Source organism: Alcaligenes sp. CHO6, from assembly GCF_037120595.1.
In the GTDB taxonomy this organism is placed as follows: Bacteria; Pseudomonadota; Gammaproteobacteria; order Burkholderiales; family Burkholderiaceae_B; genus Alcaligenes; species Alcaligenes ammonioxydans.
On sequence record NZ_JBANCI010000003.1, the window covers coordinates 55,224 to 74,073 of the forward strand.

General features: G+C 54.0%; 20 protein-coding genes. 4 read left to right on the forward strand and 16 right to left on the reverse strand.

The genetic code is table 11. From position 1 onward, the window contains the following. Positions 1–42: 42 nt before the first annotated feature. The 8 genes from V6936_RS12390 to V6936_RS12425 all read right to left on the reverse strand — a co-directional run bounded on the left by V6936_RS12390 (position 43) and on the right by V6936_RS12425 (position 7,547). Complete coding sequence (locus tag V6936_RS12390) at positions 43–1,167, reverse strand: N-acetyl sugar amidotransferase (RefSeq protein WP_336579953.1); 1,125 nt, start codon at positions 1,165–1,167, stop codon at positions 43–45. Then, positions 1,164–1,925 (reverse strand): AglZ/HisF2 family acetamidino modification protein, encoded by a 762-nt coding sequence (locus tag V6936_RS12395; RefSeq protein WP_219235204.1) that lies wholly within the window; start codon positions 1,923–1,925, stop codon positions 1,164–1,166. The genes V6936_RS12390 and V6936_RS12395 overlap by 4 nt, the downstream gene beginning before the upstream one ends. After that, a complete protein-coding gene (gene hisH, locus V6936_RS12400) occupies positions 1,922–2,539 on the reverse strand; it encodes an imidazole glycerol phosphate synthase subunit HisH (protein WP_336579954.1) in 618 nt (205 codons plus the stop codon). Before hisH ends, V6936_RS12395 begins: the two co-directional genes overlap by 4 nt. Further along, positions 2,536–3,783 (reverse strand): lipopolysaccharide biosynthesis protein, encoded by a 1,248-nt coding sequence (locus V6936_RS12405; protein WP_219235208.1) that lies wholly within the window; start codon positions 3,781–3,783, stop codon positions 2,536–2,538. Before V6936_RS12405 ends, hisH begins: the two co-directional genes overlap by 4 nt. Positions 3,784–3,822: 39 nt before the next feature. Then, positions 3,823–4,917 carry a DegT/DnrJ/EryC1/StrS family aminotransferase gene (locus tag V6936_RS12410; protein WP_219235210.1) on the reverse strand — a complete coding sequence of 365 codons (1,095 nt, stop codon included), beginning with the start codon at positions 4,915–4,917 and terminating at the stop codon, positions 3,823–3,825. Next, positions 4,914–5,504 carry a UDP-2-acetamido-3-amino-2,3-dideoxy-D-glucuronate N-acetyltransferase gene (gene wbpD, locus V6936_RS12415; protein WP_219235212.1) on the reverse strand — a complete coding sequence of 197 codons (591 nt, stop codon included), beginning with the start codon at positions 5,502–5,504 and terminating at the stop codon, positions 4,914–4,916. Before wbpD ends, V6936_RS12410 begins: the two co-directional genes overlap by 4 nt. After that, the gene (locus tag V6936_RS12420; protein ID WP_219235214.1) at positions 5,501–6,448 is read right to left on the reverse strand and encodes a Gfo/Idh/MocA family protein; all 948 of its coding nucleotides are present in this window, start codon (positions 6,446–6,448) and stop codon (positions 5,501–5,503) included. The genes wbpD and V6936_RS12420 overlap by 4 nt, the downstream gene beginning before the upstream one ends. 232 nt (positions 6,449–6,680) lie before the next feature. Further along, complete coding sequence (locus tag V6936_RS12425) at positions 6,681–7,547, reverse strand: O-antigen ligase family protein (RefSeq protein WP_336579955.1); 867 nt, start codon at positions 7,545–7,547, stop codon at positions 6,681–6,683. Between the two features lie 771 nt (positions 7,548–8,318). On the opposite strand from V6936_RS12425, the gene rfbB reads away from it, so the two are divergent. From rfbB to rfbD, 4 genes are read left to right on the forward strand one after another with little or no spacing between them, the layout of a single operon-like run. Continuing rightward, on the forward strand, positions 8,319–9,383 hold the full coding sequence (gene rfbB, locus V6936_RS12430) for a dTDP-glucose 4,6-dehydratase (protein WP_219235217.1): 1,065 nt from the start codon (positions 8,319–8,321) through the stop codon (positions 9,381–9,383). 50 nt (positions 9,384–9,433) lie between these two features. Beyond that, positions 9,434–10,246 (forward strand): glucose-1-phosphate thymidylyltransferase RfbA, encoded by an 813-nt coding sequence (gene rfbA, locus V6936_RS12435; protein ID WP_230406339.1) that lies wholly within the window; start codon positions 9,434–9,436, stop codon positions 10,244–10,246. A 1-nt stretch (position 10,247) separates the two neighbouring features. Further along, complete coding sequence (gene rfbC / locus V6936_RS12440) at positions 10,248–10,787, forward strand: dTDP-4-dehydrorhamnose 3,5-epimerase (RefSeq protein ID WP_219235219.1); 540 nt, start codon at positions 10,248–10,250, stop codon at positions 10,785–10,787. Then, complete coding sequence (rfbD, locus tag V6936_RS12445; RefSeq protein ID WP_336579956.1) at positions 10,784–11,689, forward strand: dTDP-4-dehydrorhamnose reductase; 906 nt, start codon at positions 10,784–10,786, stop codon at positions 11,687–11,689. The genes rfbC and rfbD overlap by 4 nt, the downstream gene beginning before the upstream one ends. Before the next feature lie 224 nt (positions 11,690–11,913). Here rfbD and V6936_RS12450 read toward each other — a convergent pair whose 3' ends face one another. The 8 genes from V6936_RS12450 to atpB form a co-directional block, all read right to left on the reverse strand. Beyond that, the gene (locus V6936_RS12450; protein WP_003805014.1) at positions 11,914–12,336 is read right to left on the reverse strand and encodes a F0F1 ATP synthase subunit epsilon; all 423 of its coding nucleotides are present in this window, start codon (positions 12,334–12,336) and stop codon (positions 11,914–11,916) included. A gap of 12 nt (positions 12,337–12,348) precedes the next feature. Next, positions 12,349–13,770: a F0F1 ATP synthase subunit beta gene (gene atpD, locus V6936_RS12455; RefSeq protein ID WP_003805012.1), complete on the reverse strand. Its 1,422-nt coding sequence runs from the start codon at positions 13,768–13,770 to the stop codon at positions 12,349–12,351. 44 nt (positions 13,771–13,814) lie between these two features. Beyond that, complete coding sequence (gene atpG, locus V6936_RS12460; protein ID WP_003805009.1) at positions 13,815–14,723, reverse strand: F0F1 ATP synthase subunit gamma; 909 nt, start codon at positions 14,721–14,723, stop codon at positions 13,815–13,817. 94 nt (positions 14,724–14,817) lie between these two features. Further along, positions 14,818–16,359, reverse strand: coding sequence for a F0F1 ATP synthase subunit alpha (gene atpA / locus V6936_RS12465; RefSeq protein ID WP_003805007.1), 1,542 nt, complete (start codon positions 16,357–16,359; stop codon positions 14,818–14,820). A gap of 35 nt (positions 16,360–16,394) precedes the next feature. Next, positions 16,395–16,934 carry a F0F1 ATP synthase subunit delta gene (locus V6936_RS12470; RefSeq protein WP_003805005.1) on the reverse strand — a complete coding sequence of 180 codons (540 nt, stop codon included), beginning with the start codon at positions 16,932–16,934 and terminating at the stop codon, positions 16,395–16,397. 14 nt (positions 16,935–16,948) lie between these two features. After that, positions 16,949–17,419: a F0F1 ATP synthase subunit B gene (locus tag V6936_RS12475; protein ID WP_003805003.1), complete on the reverse strand. Its 471-nt coding sequence runs from the start codon at positions 17,417–17,419 to the stop codon at positions 16,949–16,951. 153 nt (positions 17,420–17,572) lie between these two features. Continuing rightward, positions 17,573–17,815, reverse strand: a complete 243-nt coding sequence (atpE, locus tag V6936_RS12480; protein WP_003805001.1) for a F0F1 ATP synthase subunit C — start codon at positions 17,813–17,815, stop codon at positions 17,573–17,575. A 104-nt stretch (positions 17,816–17,919) separates the two neighbouring features. Continuing rightward, on the reverse strand, positions 17,920–18,801 hold the full coding sequence (gene atpB / locus V6936_RS12485; protein WP_003804999.1) for a F0F1 ATP synthase subunit A: 882 nt from the start codon (positions 18,799–18,801) through the stop codon (positions 17,920–17,922). Positions 18,802–18,850 lie beyond the last annotated feature (49 nt).

The window sequence follows — 18,850 nt, forward strand, 5'->3', positions numbered from 1 at the left end:
ATTCAACCTTTATCTGAAACCTTGCGCCTATACACCACTGGATCAGGAGCGACCGAGCACGCGTTTATACAACTTGGCCATCCATTTCCAACGCGCCAGATCACTGGGGTAGTAGTCATGAGCCACTGCCGGAGCCTTGATGTAAGCCTCCAGCTGTGCGGGAGTCCAACCCATTTTCTTCAGGAAATACTGCTTGTCCTCTTCCAGCTCCCGTTGACTGTGATAAGGAATTTTTTCCAGGTCGGCCAAGGCCTCATCCCGGCTCATTTGCCCGGTTACGATCAGAGTGCTCATGTGCACGCGTCGTTTATCCACCCCAAACTTCTCGGGCAAGATGTAGCCCTGGTAAAAGCGGGTGAAAATCGACTCATAATGCTTGTACGGGTAGGGCTTGTAGGAATAACGCTCCTGCAATTGCTGCATGGCGGAGAACTTGTTGAACTCCATCAAGTCCAGAATGGAAACCCAGCGGATTTTCTGTAGGACGGCATAGCGTATGTACTCGCCAATGCCAAACAAGGGAAAGGTTTCGATTTTGACATCGCTAAAACGCTTGGCGATGCTGCGAATATTTTTCTTGTCGAACTTGAACCAGTTCCAGCTCTCGGGAATCTGCATTCCCTCTGTGGCCTCATTGGTCCCGGCCAGCAAATGCTTCAGGCCATATTTAGCCGCCTGCTGGTAATTCACCGCCGTCATCGCGTTGTCGTATAAAAGCTCGATATCGACAACATTGGCATCAAAAAATGCCTGCATCAGCTTGCGGTACTCATGCCAGTCAATCACATGGGTATACAGATCCACGCCCAGACCATTGATCAGGTTCTCAATATTGTTCTGCGCGAGTTCGGAGTTCCAGCCATTATCCATATGCACAGCCAGAGGACGCAATCCAAGCTCAACGGCCTTGACCAGCACCCAGGAGCTGTCTACCCCGCCTGAAACCCCGACAATGCAGTCATAAGGCTTACCTTTGCCCTGCGCCTTGACCTCGGCCACCAAGGCCTGCAAGCGTCGCTCTTTTTCTTCCGGTGCCAGCCCCAACGTGTTCTTGGTGCCTGCCTCCAGGTCCGTGCAGTAGTTGCAGACGCCATCACTGTTGAAAACAATGTCGCGTGCGCTGGTGTCCATCACACAGCGCGTACACACCTGGTAATGTTGATTCATTCAATATCATCCAAAGAGTCAAACTCGGCCCGTTTCGGGTAATTGATCAATACCGCACGGTGTGGGCCTTTGAATACAAACATGGCGCCGGCCGCGACGGCCGAAGCACCGGCCTTCAATGCCAGGTTGAAATCGTCCATCGAACGAGCTCCGCCCAGGGCCACCACGGGCACCGGCAAGCGGCTGGCGACCGAATGGATCAAATCCAGATCGTAGCCGTCCATCATGCCGTCATGGTCTACTGCGCTCAAGAGGACTTCCCCTACTCCCGCATCAACCCGTTCAGCCAAATAATCGTAAATAGGGCGGTTCAGCAATTTACCCGACTGCGAACTATACAGCTTGGGCTGCTTGAGCCAGTTTTTTTTAATATCAACACCCAACACCACACTTTGCTGGCCATACACCCGGGCAATATCCTGTATCAAGCGCGTATCGTTCAGCACAGCCGATTGCAAACTGACCTTCTCAATGCCCAGATCAAAAATCCGCTCGACCTGCTGCATGTTCTGGATACCGCCCCCGTACGTCAAGGGCATAAAGCACTCTTCGGCAAACAGGCGCACCACATCCAGATCAGGCGTGGTACCTGCGCTGGAGGCGCCGATATCCAACACGACCAGCTCATCGACCTCCTTCTCGTTGAAGATACGAATTGCGTTGGTCGGGTCGCCCACGTATTTGGGATCTTGATAGCGGCGGGTTTTAACCAGGCCCCCATTTTTCAAAGACAGGACAGGAATAACACGTGGCTTCATGCGGTCTCAGCCATAAAGTTCTTCATCAAACCAAATCCAAACTGGTGACTTTTCTCGGGGTGGAACTGCACGCCCATGACGTTCTCGCGCTGGAAGGCGGCCACGAACGTGCCGCCATAGTCGGCTGTCGCCAAGACATCCTGAGCACAAGCGGCCTCGACCTTGTAGGCATGGACAAAATAAAAGCGATGACGGCGCTCGCCTTCCTGCAGCAAGGGGTTGGGCTTGGCAATATCCACTTCCGACCATCCCATGTGGGGGATCTTCAAGGGCCGTTCGGGCGTGCTTTGAAAGCGCCGTACCTGGGCATCAATCCAGCCAAGACCGGGCAAGGTGCCTTCTTCGCTGGCACGACACATCAACTGCATGCCCAGGCAGATGCCCAATACGGGCTTTTTATCCTGCAGGGCATAGTGCTCCAGAACAGGCAAAAGCCCCCGATCGTGCAATTGCTGCATACCGTGGTCAAAGGCCCCCACGCCCGGAATAATCAAGCGCTCAACGGCCATGACCTCCTGCGGGGCAGACACCTTGCAGGCCTCTCCTCCCAGCTTTTGAATCATTCGGATGACCGAATTAATATTGCCACAACCGTAGTCCAGGATGCCGATCATAAACTTGCTCGCTGTTTGTGCGATTCACCACAACTATATCGATACGAAATGGCCAGATACACCACGTACAGCAAGGCGTAGGACACCGAGTAAATGAGGATCGCCGCAGACTCGGTACCCACGTAACTCAGCACTCCGTAGGTCATGGCCAGCAGACAGATCTGCCATATCAGATCGACTTGTTGTTTGTTAAAAATATATATTACGTAACTTAACGGGCTGGCGATGAAACGCAAGGTAAACATCGGGACCAGCAATACGCTCATCAAGCCTGCGGGGCGCCACTCTTCACCAAAGGCAATGGCAAAAACGGGCTCCGACAAGAAGTAGGCGCCAATGGCAAAAATGACGGACCCGGCGCCCAGTACCCAAAACGTACGTACGTACTCGTGGCGGCACTCGCCGCGCTCACGAAACGCCATCGATGCCTGGCGTTTGAAGACATCCAGAACCGCCTTGCCAAGAAACGACAAGGGCAACCCCAGCACACGGATCACCAACGCCAGATAACCAGCGCTCTCTGCCCCAAAACGATAGGCCACAATCATGACGGGCAACTGGATTGCCAAGGCATTGATAAAGTCGGCGGGTAAGGAATATGCCAGAAACTTCCGATGGCGTCTGGCATAGGCCTGCATCAATGGTCGCCAGCGCCGTATCCAAGCCATCGACACCGGCAATAGCCACATGCCATAGGCCTGCGCCAGCAGCAAACCCAGCACATACGACACCGCCAGCGCCGTCGCGGTAGGCCAAATGAACCCGGCGGCAATCTGCAACACCACCACAAAAATCGACTGGGCCACTCGCATCATGTTCAATTGACGAAAGCGCCCTTCTGCTGCTGCCCAGGATTGCCAGGCCTGATTCAATGCGAACAGGGTGGCACAAGGCACCAAGACAAGTAACAGCATCAAGCTGTCAAAGTAGTTGTAGCCGGTCAGCACATGCACCAAGCCCAACACAAGCACTACCAGTATGGCTGCCAGCAGAGTCGTGGCCAGAACGGCAAACGCAGCGGCATTACGAAACCGCCCATCCCGCTCCAAGGCCAGCGACACCTCCAAGCGTCCCGTCAACGCTGTCGATAAAATAATGACAATCCCCAACCAGGCGGAGAACAGACCAAACTGGCCTGGCCCGAATTGGCGAGCAATCAGCAAAGCGCCCAGCACAGGAATTACCTGAGCGATCGCCGATCCAGTAAAGACGGAGAGTACGGTTTTCCAGTAACTATTTAGCATAAAAATGGCTGCGGAATTAAGCCGCAGCCTTAAACGAGATTAAAGCGGTACGCATGCCTGTAGCGCTTGGACGATGTGATCCATATCGTCGTCTTTCAGGTAAGGCCCCATGGGCAGACTCAGGACCTCGGTGGCGATCAGGTCGCCCACCGGCAGCACCGCATCCAGATCCTGCACGGCGGGCTGTCTGTTCAAGGGGATAGGGTAATGCACAGCAGTGGGCACACCCGCTTTGAGCAAGCTTTCCTGTACCTGGTCGCGCTGTTTGACCCGGATCGTGTACTGGGCATACACGTGACGGTTGTGGGGCTCCACAAAAGGCGTGCTCTCGATGCCAATGGCCTGCAGGCTGGTTTGATAACGCTGGGCCACGCGCTGACGCATCTCCAGCTCTTCAGACAAAATCGCCAGTTTGGGCAGCAAGATCGCCGCCTGCAACGTATCAAGACGACTGTTGATGCCGATGCGGATGTGATGGTAGCGTCGATCCTGTCCATGACGGGCAATCTGGCGCATTACTGTTGCCAGACCTTCATCATTGGTGAAAATCGCCCCGCCGTCCCCGTACCCTCCCAAGGGCTTGCTCGGGAAAAAGCTGGTACAAGCAATCGTCGTCAGGTTACAGGAGTAGCGTCCTTTGTAGGTTGCGCCAAAACTCTGGGCAGCATCCTCAATGACAGCCAGGCCGTGCTTGGAGGCAATCGCATTGATAGTGTCAAAATCCGCGCACTGACCATACATGGACACCGGAATAATCGCTTTCGTACGCGGCGTGATCGCCGCCTCCAGCAAAGCGGGGTCCAGGTTGTACGTCAGCGGTGCCACATCCACATAAACTGGCTTGGCGCCCAACACGGCCACCGTCTCCGCGGTCGCCACATACGTAAAGCCGGGAGTGATCACCTCGTCACCGGGCCCTACACCCAAAGCCATCAACGCAATTTGCAAGGCATCCGTGCCATTGGCACAACTGATGCAATACTTGGCCTGTACGTAATCGGCCAGCTTTTCTTCCAGCTCTGCCACCTCTGGGCCAAGAATATAGCGACCATGCTGCAAAACCCGCGCAATACCTGCATCAATCTCAGACTTGATGCGCATTTGCTGGGCATGTAGATCCGTAAATTCAATCATTGCTGTTGGACTTCCCGTTTAATCAAACGATCATTGTGCAGCTCATAGATAGCTCCTGAATGCGGGCAGACGCACTGTCCAGTCCCCTTCACAGGCAAATCCAGCTGCTCTCCAAATTCACTCATCCAGCCTTTCTGACGGGCAGGCACACCCAGCATCAGGGCGTAATCGGGCACATCCCTATTGATCACTGCACCTGCCCCCACAAAGGCAAACTTGCCTATGGTGACCCCACAGACAATCGTGCAGTTCGCCCCCAATGTCGCCCCGGTGCGCACCAGTGTGTCACGATACTGATCCTTGCGCTCAATAAGAGAGCGTGGATTATAGACGTTGGTAAAGACCATGCTGGGGCCGCAGAATACGCCTTCTTCCAAGGTGACGTTGTCGTAGACGGAAACATTGTTCTGAATCTTGCAGTTGTCCCCTATCAGCACCTTGTTGCCAACAAAAACATTCTGGCCTAACGATACCCCCGCCCCGATCCTGGCACCTGCACAGACATGCACAAAATGCCAGACGCGTGAACCCGGTCCGATCTGTGCGCCTTCATCCACAATGGCTGTTTCGTGTTTGTAATAGCTCATTTTTTCAGGAAGGGGTGGTAATCACCCTGCAAAGGCATGATGTCTGCGGTGCGAATAAACTGCACAGTCGAGATTGCAGTGCGATTTTCTTCCAGACCAAAGCCACGGCCAGCCAGAATCTCTTCGTAGCTGCGCGTGTGCAGGTCGGTAAAGCCACCCGAAAACTCGATTTCCTCGCCATCTACCGTGATCGAGCGGAACGTGCGCATGCCTTTTTCCTGGGCCGATTGAGGCACGTCTTCCACGTCAATAGACAGGAACCAGCGCACCCGTGCGTTTTCATATTCCAGAAAACCCGCTGCCTTGCTATCCGTACGGGTATGCACCACATTACGTTGCAGATCGCCAAAAATAAAATGCAGCATATCAAAGAAATGCACGCCAATATTAGTGGCAATACCGCCCGATTTTTTCACATCGCCTTTCCACGACTGGTGATACCAGTTGCCACGAGAGGTGATGTAGGTCAAATCCACATCGTATTTATCTTTTTTGTTTTTGTTGTTTAATACTTTTTCCCGCAGTTCGATAATCGCGGGATGAACACGCAATTGCAAAATCGTGTTTACTTTACGTCCCGTATCGCGCTCAATATCCAGCAGGCCATCGATATTCCAGGAATTGAGCACCAGAGGTTTCTCACAAATGGCATCCGCACCGGAGCGCAGAGCAAATCTCATGTGAGAGTCATGCAGGTAATTGGGCGAACAGATGGACATATAATCGACTGCTTCACCCGTTTGTGCACGACTGAGCTTGTCGATATGACGATCAAAGCGTTCGAACTCTGTAAAAAAATGAGCGTCGGGAAAGTGGCTGTCGATAATGCCTACCGAGTCATTCGGATCCATAGCAGCAACCAGCACGTTACCGGTTGCCTTGATCGCCTGCATATGACGAGGTGCGATGTATCCACTTGCACCAATGAGAGCAAATTTCTTCATGTTTCCTAGTGTTTCTTAAAAAATTTAAAAGCCGATGTCTTGACTCTGGCTAACGATAGGCAACTCTACACTTTACCGAAATATTTTTAATATTTTTTTAAATTGTGCTTAAAAATATAACTGCAAAAAAATAGAACCACTTAATTACTGTCAGTTTTAAAAGGATGCACTTTCCGCAAAAAACCGCTTATACAGCACCATCAACCCGCAGGCAAAACCTACCATAAAACGTTCAAGCATTTCCAACAAGCAGTACAGCACGACGACGCTGATGCATCAAAGCCATCAGAACCGCCAGAGACATCAAAAAGAACAATAAAGTATTATTGCGAATCAACATTATTTGCGTTTGCCCGTAAATAATATAGCCGCCTATCAAGCATAAACCGCCCAGGGCATAACTGCGCAATACTGAATCCACATGGCGGATATATGACAGAAAATACCATGCCGCGCTGAACATCATCAGCAGCAGGGACAACAAGGCCAGCCCCCCATACAGCATCCAGACTTCCAGAAAAGTATTATGGGTATTGGCCAAGCCCGCAGGTACTGCTCCAATCAAGCCTGCTTCCCGCTTTTCTTTCAGCGTCTGGCGAAACTGAACTTCACCGATACCCAGCAAGGGACTGTCGTCAATCGCGTCCCATGCCGCTTCCCAGATCGCAAACCTGGCCCCCAGAGAGCTATAGCTACTGGCGCCGTTGGCCTGGTATTCGGACAAGTCTGTATAAACCTGTGCCACACGGGTTTTGACAAGGGGAGATTGATACGCCAAGACGCCGGCAGCCGTACCGAGCACGGCCAGGACAATGACACAGGCCATCGCATTGCTGCGTCGCAAATATGCCAGCAAAAACAGAAAAACAAATAAAGGGATGGCTACCCAACCACCACGCGTACCCGAGTAGTAAGAGCCCAGCAGGCCACAGAGCATGCCGACGGCCAGGAGCACCAGCCACAGACGGCGATGGGGATGGGGGTTACTGATTACCCAGCACAAGGCCACACCCAGCAATACCGCCATAGTCAACGACAGATTTCCAAACTGAATGGCCCCGGTAAAGCCAAAGGCCTTGAACTCACCGACTTGCCACATTTTCCAATAGGCCACAGCCAAACCGCTGACCGCTCCCAAGAGCAAGCCAGCCCATAAAGCCCCCGGCTTAGGTGGAAAACGACACAAACATAGAATCAATAATGCGCCGAGAGCAAATTTGACCGGGACCTCAAAGCTGCGCGCATAGCTACCGTGCCAGACTGTCGCTCCTATACTGATGCCCGCAAAAAACAGCATGCAGACCCCAATAAGCTTTTCCTGTTTTTCAAGGGAAAGAGCTGGCAACGCAGGAATTTTCCACAGTGCAAAAAGGGCCAGCGCCCCCATCGCGTACGAATACAGATCCTTGGTGGACAACAGGCTTGCATAGAACAAGAACACAAGCCCCGATGTCAAACGGTTGCCTGGACCAGTCAAAAGAGAGGGAAGAGTCATATGCGACGAGACGAAAAAAACCTAAAGCGACGGTAAACGATACTCGTACTGACTGGGACCAGGACACTTTCGGGCGGGTCTGTCCTGCCAAGCAAATAAAAGCGACGTAACAAATTATAATCGCCGTAACACCCGGCGTGCCGTTCAAAGAGAGCAACTAACCGTGTAACTGCGTAGCGGTCCTTGATTTATATACGCCCGTACAACAACCCCTGGCCGAAAACTCAAGAAATCGGACTGACACCCCAGGCTTGAATGTCTGCTATCTTGCAAACTGGGTGAAGGCAAACACCTGGCCGCCTACGCCCTTTGAGGGTTTACCGTATCATGACCGTTGCGCAGTTCCCAGCTCACCCCCACGCGCCCACTCCAACTATGCGTATTCTTGTGACAGGCGGCGCCGGCTTTATTGGCTCCGCGCTTATCCGGCATTTGCTTCAAAGCAGCGACCACCACATCCTGAATCTCGATGTGTTGAGCTATGCCGGCAATCTGGAATCACTTGCACAAGTGCAGGGGCATCCAAACTACACGTTTCATCAAACCAATATTTGCGACGCTGCGCAGATAGCCACGCATCTACAGCAATTCAAGCCGGATATCATCATACACCTAGCTGCAGAGTCACATGTTGACCGCTCTATCGACGGACCTGCCCAGTTCATTCAAACCAATATCGTGGGCACCTACACCTTGCTTGAGCAAAGTCGCCAGTATTGGGAAGGACTGAGCACGCGAGACAAGCCGCATTTTCGCTTTCATCACGTTTCCACGGACGAGGTCTATGGTGATCTGGGCAAAACGGATGCGCTCTTTACCGAGACGACCGCCTATAACCCCAGTTCCCCTTATTCGGCCAGCAAAGCCAGCTCCGACCATCTGGTGCGGGCCTGGCATCGCAGCTATGGTCTGCCGGTCGTCATCAGCAACTGTTCCAACAACTATGGCCCCTATCAATTTCCGGAAAAACTGATTCCCCATATGGTGCTCAGTGCCCTTAAAGGCCAAGCCTTACCGGTGTATGGGCAAGGAGACCAAGTACGCGACTGGCTGTACGTCGAGGACCATGTACGTGCCCTGATCGCCGTGGCCACACGGGGAAAGATAGGTCAGACTTATAACATCGGGGGAAACCAGGAACGGAGAAATCTGGAGGTAGTACAGGCGATCTGCTCCATTCTTGAGGAGCTTTGCCCTCGCAAACCGGCAGGCCTGGCCCTTTATTCAGACCTGATTACGTTTGTCGAAGATCGGCCCGGTCACGATCAGCGCTATGCCATTGATGCCAGTAAAATAAGGCGGGAGCTTGGTTGGCAGGCTCAAGAAAGCATAGAGACGGGCCTGCGCAAAACCGTACGCTGGTATCTTGAAAACACGTCCTGGTGGGAACGCATCCTAAGCGGCGCCTACCGTCTGGACCGTCTGGGAAAACAGGTGTGAAAGGAATTGTTTTGGCGGGGGGCTCAGGTACACGCCTGCATCCGATTACGATGGGTGTGTCCAAGCACTTACTGCCTGTCTACGACAAGCCGATGATCTACTATCCCTTATCCGTACTCATGCTTGCGGAAATACGGGAGATTCTGATTATCTGCACCCCAGAAGATCGGCCTAATTTCCAGAGCCTGCTAGGTGATGGCTCCCGCTTTGGCATAACACTTTCCTACGCCGAGCAGGCCTCACCAGACGGTCTGGCTCAGGCCTTTCTGATCGGAGCGGACTTTATCGGCAAGGAGTCCGTCTGCCTGATTCTGGGCGACAATATTTTCTACGGCTATGGCTTTAGCCAAATGCTGCGCACCGCCCGCAGCCGCGCTGAAGGCGCCACCATTTTCGGCTATCCTGTCAACAATCCGGAAAGCTTTGGCGTTGTAGAAATAGATGCAGAAGGCAAAGCCCTGTCGATTGAAGAAAAGCCGATGGTGCCCAAATCTCACCTTGCCGTTACCGGCCTGTATTTTTACGATAATCGGGTCGTGGACCTAGCCCGCCAAGTCACCCCATCGGCTCGCGGCGAGCTGGAAATTACCGACATCAACAACGCCTATCTCCGTTTGAATGCGCTACATGTCTCCATACTCGGGCGTGGCTTTGCGTGGCTGGACTCAGGCACTCACGAAAGTTTGATGGAGGCGGGTTCGTTTATTCGTACCATTGAACACCGTCAAGGCCTGAAAGTGGCTTGTCTGGAAGAAATTGCTTTCAATCAGGGCTGGTTACCCAGATCCGCTCTGCAGGCCCAGGCCCAGGCCTTGGAAAAAACAGGCTACGGGCAATATCTGGCCCGCTTGCTGCACCCATGATATGCACATTCATACCACCTCTTTACCCGGCGTTCTGATTATTGAGCCGCGCGTCTTTCACGACGAACGAGGCTATTTCAAGGAAAGCTTTAATGCGGCTCGCTATCAAACGCTGGCCGGCATAGACAGTGTCTTTGTACAGGACAATCAGTCCTGCTCCAGGGCCTGCGTTCTACGAGGACTGCATTTTCAAAGGACCAGGCCTCAAGGCAAGCTGATTGGCGTTACGCGCGGTGCCATATTTGATGTCGTCGTTGATATAGACCCCCACTCCAGCACATTCGGACACCATCTTGGCGTAGAACTCAGCCAGGACAATCACAAACAGCTGTGGGTCCCGCCTGGCTATGCGCACGGTTATTGTGTGCTCAGTGCCGAGGCGGATGTCAGCTATAAATGTACGGACTACTATCGACCCGACGATGAAGGTGGGCTGGCCTGGGACTGCCCACGGTTAGGCATCGACTGGCCCATTCCGAACCCCATCCTGTCTGCAAAAGACAAAATGCACCCGGGATTGGAGCAGTTTCTGCGGCCATGACCAGGATTTTGATCAGCGGTGGGCACGGCCAACTCGGTCAAGCACTCACCCAGCAAGCCACCCACTTGCACCTCATATCTTTGGGGCATCAGAAACTCGACGTCACGCAACGCGCCTGTCTTGAACGCGCCCTGGATCGCCACCAGGCAGATATCGTGATCAACGCTGCCGCCTACACCGCGGTAGACAACGCTGAAACCGATGTCGAACAGGCATACCGAGTCAACGCGATCGCTCCGGGCTTGATGGCGTCGGTCTGTGCCGAGCGCGGTATTCAGATGCTGCACCTTTCCACCGATTATGTTTTTGATGGTCTGGCCGCTCAGCCATATGCGGAAGACGCGCCGACCAACCCTATCAGTGTCTATGGACATAGCAAACGAGAAGGGGAACAAGCCGTTCTGCGCGCCCTGCCCTCGGCCCTCATTTTGCGTACCAGCCGGGTGTTCAGCCCATTTGGGAACAACTTTCTGACTCGTCTGTTGACGCTTGCTCAGGAACGCTCGGAATTGAGCCTCGTAGATGATCAAACAAGCGGTCCGACCTATGCCCCCCATCTGGCGCGGATCGTCTTGCAGCTGGCAGAAAGGCTGCTTGCATCAAGTTCAGACACAGGCTCGTTACCGCTTACAGGCATTGTCCATTTCTCTGGCCTTCCCTGCATCAGCTGGTACGGTTTCGCCCAGGAAATCATTGGACAAGCGATCAAGCTGGGCTTGCTGGGCACCGCGCCGACACTCACCCCCATCCCGGCCAGCCACTACCCGACACCTGCCCGACGACCTGCCCAATCAGGACTGCAGCAAGACCGTGTAGACGCCCTGCTAGGCAAGGACACTATAGAAAGAGACTGGCGCAAGGGAATTGAACACAGCCTTTTGTTTCTGCAAAAAACCCGCTAACCCGGGCATGAAACACCCTGTCTGAGCAACTCAAACCCGGCAGACAACAAGACCAAGCCTAGGCTTGTACGCCAGATTCGAATTTGAAGCCCCCATCTCTTCTCACCCAGCGGGGCAATCAGCATCATTGTCAGTGTGATCGCTGCTGCCCCTCTGAGCCCCCTCCAGACGCAAAAAAGCCACCCCTGGGGGTGGCTTTTTCTCGGACACTGCCGATGTCTGGATCAGTGCTTGCGCACGTCACGCAAACGACGTGCTGCGGCTGCCTGAGCGGCCAGCATGGCCAGCTCGGCTTCCACAACAGCGATATCGGCCTTGTCCTTGGTGTTGCGCAGGGCCTCTTCCGCATGTTTGCGGGCTTCCAGCGCCTTTGCTTCATCCAAGTCGTGTGCGCGAATCGCGGTATCCGACAATACAGTGACTTTCCCAGGCTGAACCTCGAGTATGCCGCCAGCGACAAAGATGTGCTCTTCGCTGCCATCGTCCATAACGATCTTCAGCGTGCCGGGACGAATCCGCGAGATCAGGGGAGTGTGACCGGGCAAAATACCCAATTCTCCAGCCTCGCCGGGCAGCGCCACGAACTTTGCCTCACCAGCAAAGATCGATTCTTCGGCACTGACCACGTCAACATGAAGCTTAGCCATGAGCAATCCTTATTACTGAATAGTCTTGGCTTTTTCGAAAGCCTCGTCGATGGAACCGACCATGTAGAACGCCTGTTCTGGCAGAGCATCACACTCGCCGTCGACGATCATCTTGAAGCCACGCAGGGTTTCAGCCAGTGGAACGTACTTACCAGGCGAACCGGTAAACACTTCAGCCACGTGGAAAGGCTGAGACAGGAAGCGCTGGATCTTACGGGCGCGGGCAACGGCCTGTTTGTCTTCAGGAGACAATTCGTCCATACCCAGAATGGCGATAATATCGCGCAGTTCCTTGTAGCGCTGCAGCGTTTGCTGAACACCGCGAGCCACTGCGTAGTGCTCTTCACCCACGATTTGTGGATCAAGCTGACGGCTGGTGGAGTCCAGAGGGTCCACAGCGGGGTAAATACCCAGAGCAGCAATGTCACGCGACAACACAACGGTGGAGTCCAAGTGCAAGAAGGTCGTAGCAGGCGATGGGTCAGTCAAGTCATCGGCTGGAACGTAAACGGCCTGAATGGACGTAATCGAACCGGTCTTGGTGGAGGTAATGCGCTCTTGCAGCTTACCCATTTCCTCGGCCAGCGTAGGCTGGTAACCCACTGCGGAAGGCATACGACCCAGCAGAGCGGACACTTCGGTACCGGCCAGCGTGTAGCGGTAGATGTTGTCCACAAAGAACAGGATGTCACGGCCTTCGTCACGGAACTTCTCGGCCATGGTCAGGCCGGACAGTGCCACACGCAGACGGTTGCCTGGAGGTTCGTTCATCTGACCGAACACCATGGCCACTTTGGACTCGCTCAGGTTGTCCATCTGGATAACGCCAGCATCGGCCATTTCGTGGTAGAAGTCGTTACCTTCACGGGTACGCTCACCCACACCGGCAAACACGGACAGACCGCTGTGTGCCTTGGCGATGTTGTTGATCAGCTCCAGCATGTTCACGGTCTTGCCCACACCGGCACCACCGAACAGACCAACCTTACCACCCTTGGCAAACGGGCAAACCAGGTCAATCACCTTAATACCGGTTTCCAGCAGCTCTACGGAAGGCGACAGTTCGTCGAAAGTAGGTGCAGGCTGGTGAATGGCGCGGCGCTCGTCGGACTGGATAGGACCGACTTCGTCAATGGGGCGACCCAGAACGTCCATAATGCGACCCAGGGTGCCAACACCCACGGGAACGGAGATGGGAGCGCCCGAACCGGCCACTTCCATACCGCGGCGCAGGCCGTCGCTGGAACCCATGGCGATGGTGCGAACTACACCGTCACCCAATTGTTGCTGTACTTCAAAAGTCAGGCCTTTTTCTGCGAAAGCCGAACTTTCGTCAACGAGCGTCAATGCTTCGTAGACTTTAGGGATGCTGTCGCGGGGGAACTGAATATCCACCACGGCGCCGATGCACTGAACGATGGTACCGTTGCTCATGTTGAGTCCTTGCAATATAACTTTGATGGTGTGCCTTGCCGTGATTACACAGCGGCGGCACCCCCCACGATTTCAGAGATTTCTTTCGTAATCGCTGCCTGGCGAGTCTTGTTATAGACCAGCTGAAGATCGGCAATAACGGTCTTGGCGTTGTCCGAAGCGGCTTTCATCGCCACCATACGAGCAGACTGCTCGGAGGCCATGTTCTCGGCAACGGCCTGATACACCAGACCCTCTACGTAACGCAGCAACAAGTCATCAATAACCGACTTGGCATCGGGTTCGTAGATGTAATCCCAACCGTATTCGGAAGAGTTGACGCTTTCTTGAGCGACTACCTGATCACCAGCCTGGAAAGGATCTTTCAGACCGGAAGGCAGAGGCAACAAGCGAATAAATGTTGGGTCCTGCTTCATCGTATTGACAAAGCGGCTGGTCGCCAGATAAACAGCATCAATGCGGCCTTCCACGAAGTCGTCGATCTGCACCTTGATAGCGCCAATCAGACGTTCCAGGTTAGGCGCATCGCCCAAACCCACTTCCTGAGAAACCAGATTGGCACCCACACGCGCCAATGTTCCCGCGGCTTTACCACCCAGAGCCGTCGTCTGAACTTTAATACCTTTGTCTTCAAACTCGCGAACACGCGCAAGTACCAGACGCAGAATATTGGTGTTCAGGCCGCCACACAGACCTTTGTCCGTGCTGACAACCACGATACCTACCGATTTGACTTCGGCGGGCTCAACCATGTAGGGGTGAGTGTAGTCGGGGTGCGCCTGCATCAGATGCGAAGCAATCTCGCGCACCTTATCTGCATAGGGACGGCCAGCACGCATCCGCTCTTGCGCCTTGCGCATCTTGGATGCCGCCACCATCTCCATGGCTTTGGTGATCTTGGACGTGTTTTGCACGCTCTTGATCTTAGTACGAATTTCCTTGATTCCGGCCATCACACTTTCCTGTAAGGGCATTATCGGGAGCCCGACTAGGTTGTCGACTCCCGCTAATCATGACGCCGGGGTTTCCGGCGCCTGCCAACAATGATTAGAAAGCGCCGTGCTTTTTGAAGTCCTGGATGGCTGTAACCAACTCAGCCTCGTCTTCTTTAACCAGTTCCTTCTTGCTTTCGATACGCTCAACCAGAGCAGCGAACTTGCTGCGCAGGTGATCTTTCAGGCCTTTTTCGAAAGGCAGAACCTGAGCGACTTCCAGATCGTCGAAGTAACCGTTGTTCACAGCGTACAGGCTCACGGCCAGTTCCCACACCGCCAGAGGCTGGTACTGGGGCTGCTTGAGCAGTTCGACCACGCGCTTACCACGCTCCAGCTGGCGACGGGTTGCGTCGTCCAGGTCGGAAGCAAACTGAGCAAACGCAGCCAATTCACGGTACTGAGCCAAGTCGGTACGAATACCGCCGGACAGTTTCTTGATGACCTTGGTTTGAGCAGCGCCACCCACACGGGACACCGAAATACCGGCGTTAATAGCGGGACGTACACCAGCGTTGAACAGGTCGGACTCCAGGAAGATCTGACCGTCAGTAATCGAAATCACGTTGGTTGGAACGAAAGCGGAAACGTCACCGGCTTGCGTTTCAATGATGGGCAGTGCGGTCAGAGAACCGGTCTTGCCTTTCACTTCACCGTTGGTGAATTTTTCCACGTACTCGGCGTTCACACGAGCAGCACGCTCGAGCAGACGGGAGTGCAGGTAGAACACGTCGCCAGGGTAGGCTTCACGGCCTGGTGGGCGACGCAGCAACAGGGATACTTGACGGTAGGCCCAAGCTTGCTTGGTCAAGTCGTCATAAATGATCAGGGCGTCTTCGCCACGATCACGGAAGTATTCGCCCATGGTGCAACCGGAGTAAGGAGCCAGGTATTGCATGGCGGCGGACTCGGAAGCCGAGGCGGCCACAACAATCGTGTACTCCAGAGCACCGTGCTCTTCGAGCTTGCGCACCACGTTGTTGATCGTGGAGGCTTTTTGGCCCACGGCAACGTAGATACATTTAACGCCATTGCCCTTTTGAGCAATGATGGTGTCCACAGCCACGGCAGTTTTACCGGTCTGACGGTCACCAATGATCAGTTCGCGCTGACCACGGCCGATTGGCACCATGGAGTCCACGGCTTTGGTGCCGGTCTGCATGGGCTGGGAGACGGACTCACGGGCAATAACGCCAGGAGCCACTTTCTCGATGACGTCAGTCATCTTGGCGTTGATCGGGCCCTTGCCGTCGATAGGCATACCCAGGGTATCAACCACACGACCCAGCAGTTCGGGGCCAACAGGTACTTCCAGAATGCGGCCAGTTGTTTTAACTGCGTCGCCTTCGGAAACACCGGTGTATTCACCCAGAATCACGGCGCCGACAGAGTCGCGCTCGAGGTTAAGGGCCAGACCGAACGTGTTGTTCGGAAATTCGAGCATTTCGCCCTGCATCACATCGGACAAACCGTGGATGCGCGTAATACCGTCGGTCACGGATACGACCGTGCCTTGTGTACGAACGTCAGTCGACGCACCCAGGCCTTCGATGCGGCTCTTGAGCAGTTCGCTGATCTCGGACGGATTAAGTTGCATGTTCAGACTCCTGAAATCCTGTTTACTGACTCGCGCTATGCGGTCAGCGTATCGCGCATGCTGGCCAGCCGGGCCTGCACGGAAGTGTCGAGCACCTGGTCACCAACAATTACCCGAATACCGCCGATAAGGTCAGCGTCGACGGTCACAGTCGGTTTTAGCTTCAGGCCAAACTTTTTCTCCAGCCCAGCGGTCAGCTCAGCAACCTGAGCCTCAGCCATCGGGAAAGCACTGATAATTTGTGCCTGCGCCGTGCCTTCGAGTTGGTGTTTCAATAGATCAAACTGTTCTGCAATCTGTGGCAGCAGCAAGATGCGCTGGTTATCCACCAACAATTGAAGAAAGTTGCGAGCCTTTTCGGTGACCTGTGACTTAACCAGGCCCGTAAAGAGTTCGAGTCGCTGCCCGTTATTCAGGCGCGGATCGTTCAGTGCCTCGCGCACATCGTGGAGACCGGCCACCTGAGCCATTTCGGACAACAGGGCCGACCACGATTCGAGGCCCTGGCTGTCGTCGCGTACCGCGGCGAACAGGGCTTCGGCGTAAGGTCTGGCAATAGTCGATAGTTCAGCCATGGCCTGCCTTGATGTTAAAGTTCTGCCTTGAGCTGCTCGAGCAGCTGGGCGTGCGCATTCGCGTCAACTTCGCGTCGCAAGATTTGCTCGGCACCCTTGACAGCCAAGGCAGCCACTTCGCTACGCAGACCTTCACGTACGCGTTGCACTTCCTGGTTAGCGTCTTGCTGGGCCTGCGCAATAATGCGGGCTTTTTCGGCTTCAGCTTCACGACGAGCTTGCTCCAAAAGAGCAGTCGCTTGTTTTTCAGCGTCGACAATACGTTGATGGTTGTCGGACTTGGCCGAGGCTTCCATCAGGCTGATACGCGCTTGGGCCTGTGCCAGATCGGCCTTGCCTTTGTCAGCAGCAGCCAAACCATCAGCGATTTTCTGACGACGATCATCGATTGCTTTCGTCAGTGGCGGCCATACGAATTTCATCGTAAACCAGGCCAAAACGAAAAACACGATCATCTGAAAAAAGAGAGTCGCGTTTAAATTCACGGTCGTATCCCTTCAATACCACGTGTGTAGGAGGCGCTAGCATCCTGACACATGTATGTTCAAGTCGACAAGCGGTGCATGATCAAACCGAGCAACACACCGCTAACGACGACTGCCTGCCCGTCTGCCAGGAATGGCAACGGACTCGCCTTATTACCCAACAAATGGGTTGGCGAATGCAAACAACATGGCGATACCGACACCGATCAGGAAAGCAGCATCGATCAGACCGGCCAACAGGAACATCTTGGTTTGCAGAGCGTTCATCAGTTCAGGCTGACGAGCCGATGCTTCCAGATATTTACCACCCATCAGGGCGATACCAATGCAAGCGCCAAAAGCGCCCAGACCGATGATGATACCGCAAGCAAGAGCAACGAAAGCTACGTTGGTCATGACAACTCCTTGGTTAAAAATCAGGTGTAATTCAAAAAAATCAAAGCGTTAGCAGGCCAGGCCTGCTCCCCCCAACCAGACACCATTGCCCGGTCGGAATCGGATTAATGGCCTTCGTGTGCTTGTCCGATATAGACAAGGGTGAGCATCATGAAGATGAACGCCTGGAGCAACACAATCAGAATGTGGAAAATTGCCCACACAGAACCGGCCAGAATGTGACCGATACCCAGTCCCAGGCTGGCGCCATTAAACCCTGTCCATGCGCCACCCAGCAGAGCGATCAACATGAAAACCAGTTCACCGGCAAACATATTGCCGAACAACCGCATCCCCAAAGACACAGACTTGGCCGCGTATTCGATGCAGTTCAGCAAGAAGTTGAAAGGTGCAAGCACGACAGCCATCAGGCCGCTTGCGGTGAACGGTGCAGTAAACAGCTCTTTGACAAAACCGCCGGGGTGCTTGATCTTGATGCCGTAGTAGAACATCAGCAGCAGCACGCCCAGAGACATACCCATAGGCACGTTCAAGTCGGCGGTTGGCAAAATACGGTGGTAGTACAGCGGGTCGCCATGCTCGGAAGCCAGACCAGTCTGAATGAAAATCCAGCCCAGACCGTCAACGGGCAACAAGTCCAGCACGTTCATCATGACGATCCACAGGAATACCGTCAGCGCCAGAGGCGAGACGAACTTGCGGGACTCGGCATTGGGAACAATGGATTTGGCCTGGTCTTCAACCCAGTCAACCAGCATTTCAACAAAAGACTGCAAGCGGCCTGGCACACCAGCTGTAGCGGCCGAAGCAGCACGCCACATAAAGAAAACCACAACCAGACCCATCAGCAGGGACCAGAACATGGAGTCGTAGTTGATGACACCGAAGTTGGCCAGAACATCCTGTTTTTCACCCAAGTTGTTCAAGTGAACCAAGTGATGCTGGATGTACCCTGACTGAGGCGAAATATCACTAGCAGCAGCCATCTGTATTTACCCTGTGATGTATACGTTATGGGACAAGCCCGTGAAACAA

Excerpts from the sequence above, each read along its gene's own strand:
- V6936_RS12390 (WP_336579953.1), bottom strand. The coding sequence starts at position 1,167 with ATGAATCAACATTACCAGGTGTGTACGCGCTGTGTGATGGACACCAGC.
- V6936_RS12395 (WP_219235204.1), bottom strand. The coding sequence starts at position 1,925 with ATGAAGCCACGTGTTATTCCTGTCCTGTCTTTGAAAAATGGGGGCCTG.
- hisH (WP_336579954.1), bottom strand. The coding sequence starts at position 2,539 with ATGATCGGCATCCTGGACTACGGTTGTGGCAATATTAATTCGGTCATC.
- V6936_RS12405 (WP_219235208.1), bottom strand. The coding sequence starts at position 3,783 with ATGCTAAATAGTTACTGGAAAACCGTACTCTCCGTCTTTACTGGATCG.
- V6936_RS12410 (WP_219235210.1), bottom strand. The coding sequence starts at position 4,917 with ATGATTGAATTTACGGATCTACATGCCCAGCAAATGCGCATCAAGTCT.
- wbpD (WP_219235212.1), bottom strand. The coding sequence starts at position 5,504 with ATGAGCTATTACAAACACGAAACAGCCATTGTGGATGAAGGCGCACAG.
- V6936_RS12420 (WP_219235214.1), bottom strand. The coding sequence starts at position 6,448 with ATGAAGAAATTTGCTCTCATTGGTGCAAGTGGATACATCGCACCTCGT.
- V6936_RS12425 (WP_336579955.1), bottom strand. The coding sequence starts at position 7,547 with ATGTGGCAAGTCGGTGAGTTCAAGGCCTTTGGCTTTACCGGGGCCATT.
- rfbB (WP_219235217.1), top strand. The coding sequence starts at position 8,319 with ATGCGTATTCTTGTGACAGGCGGCGCCGGCTTTATTGGCTCCGCGCTT.
- rfbA (WP_230406339.1), top strand. The coding sequence starts at position 9,434 with ATGGGTGTGTCCAAGCACTTACTGCCTGTCTACGACAAGCCGATGATC.
- rfbC (WP_219235219.1), top strand. The coding sequence starts at position 10,248 with ATGCACATTCATACCACCTCTTTACCCGGCGTTCTGATTATTGAGCCG.
- rfbD (WP_336579956.1), top strand. The coding sequence starts at position 10,784 with ATGACCAGGATTTTGATCAGCGGTGGGCACGGCCAACTCGGTCAAGCA.
- V6936_RS12450 (WP_003805014.1), bottom strand. The coding sequence starts at position 12,336 with ATGGCTAAGCTTCATGTTGACGTGGTCAGTGCCGAAGAATCGATCTTT.
- atpD (WP_003805012.1), bottom strand. The coding sequence starts at position 13,770 with ATGAGCAACGGTACCATCGTTCAGTGCATCGGCGCCGTGGTGGATATT.
- atpG (WP_003805009.1), bottom strand. The coding sequence starts at position 14,723 with ATGGCCGGAATCAAGGAAATTCGTACTAAGATCAAGAGCGTGCAAAAC.
- atpA (WP_003805007.1), bottom strand. The coding sequence starts at position 16,359 with ATGCAACTTAATCCGTCCGAGATCAGCGAACTGCTCAAGAGCCGCATC.
- V6936_RS12470 (WP_003805005.1), bottom strand. The coding sequence starts at position 16,934 with ATGGCTGAACTATCGACTATTGCCAGACCTTACGCCGAAGCCCTGTTC.
- atpE (WP_003805001.1), bottom strand. The coding sequence starts at position 17,815 with ATGACCAACGTAGCTTTCGTTGCTCTTGCTTGCGGTATCATCATCGGT.
- atpB (WP_003804999.1), bottom strand. The coding sequence starts at position 18,801 with ATGGCTGCTGCTAGTGATATTTCGCCTCAGTCAGGGTACATCCAGCAT.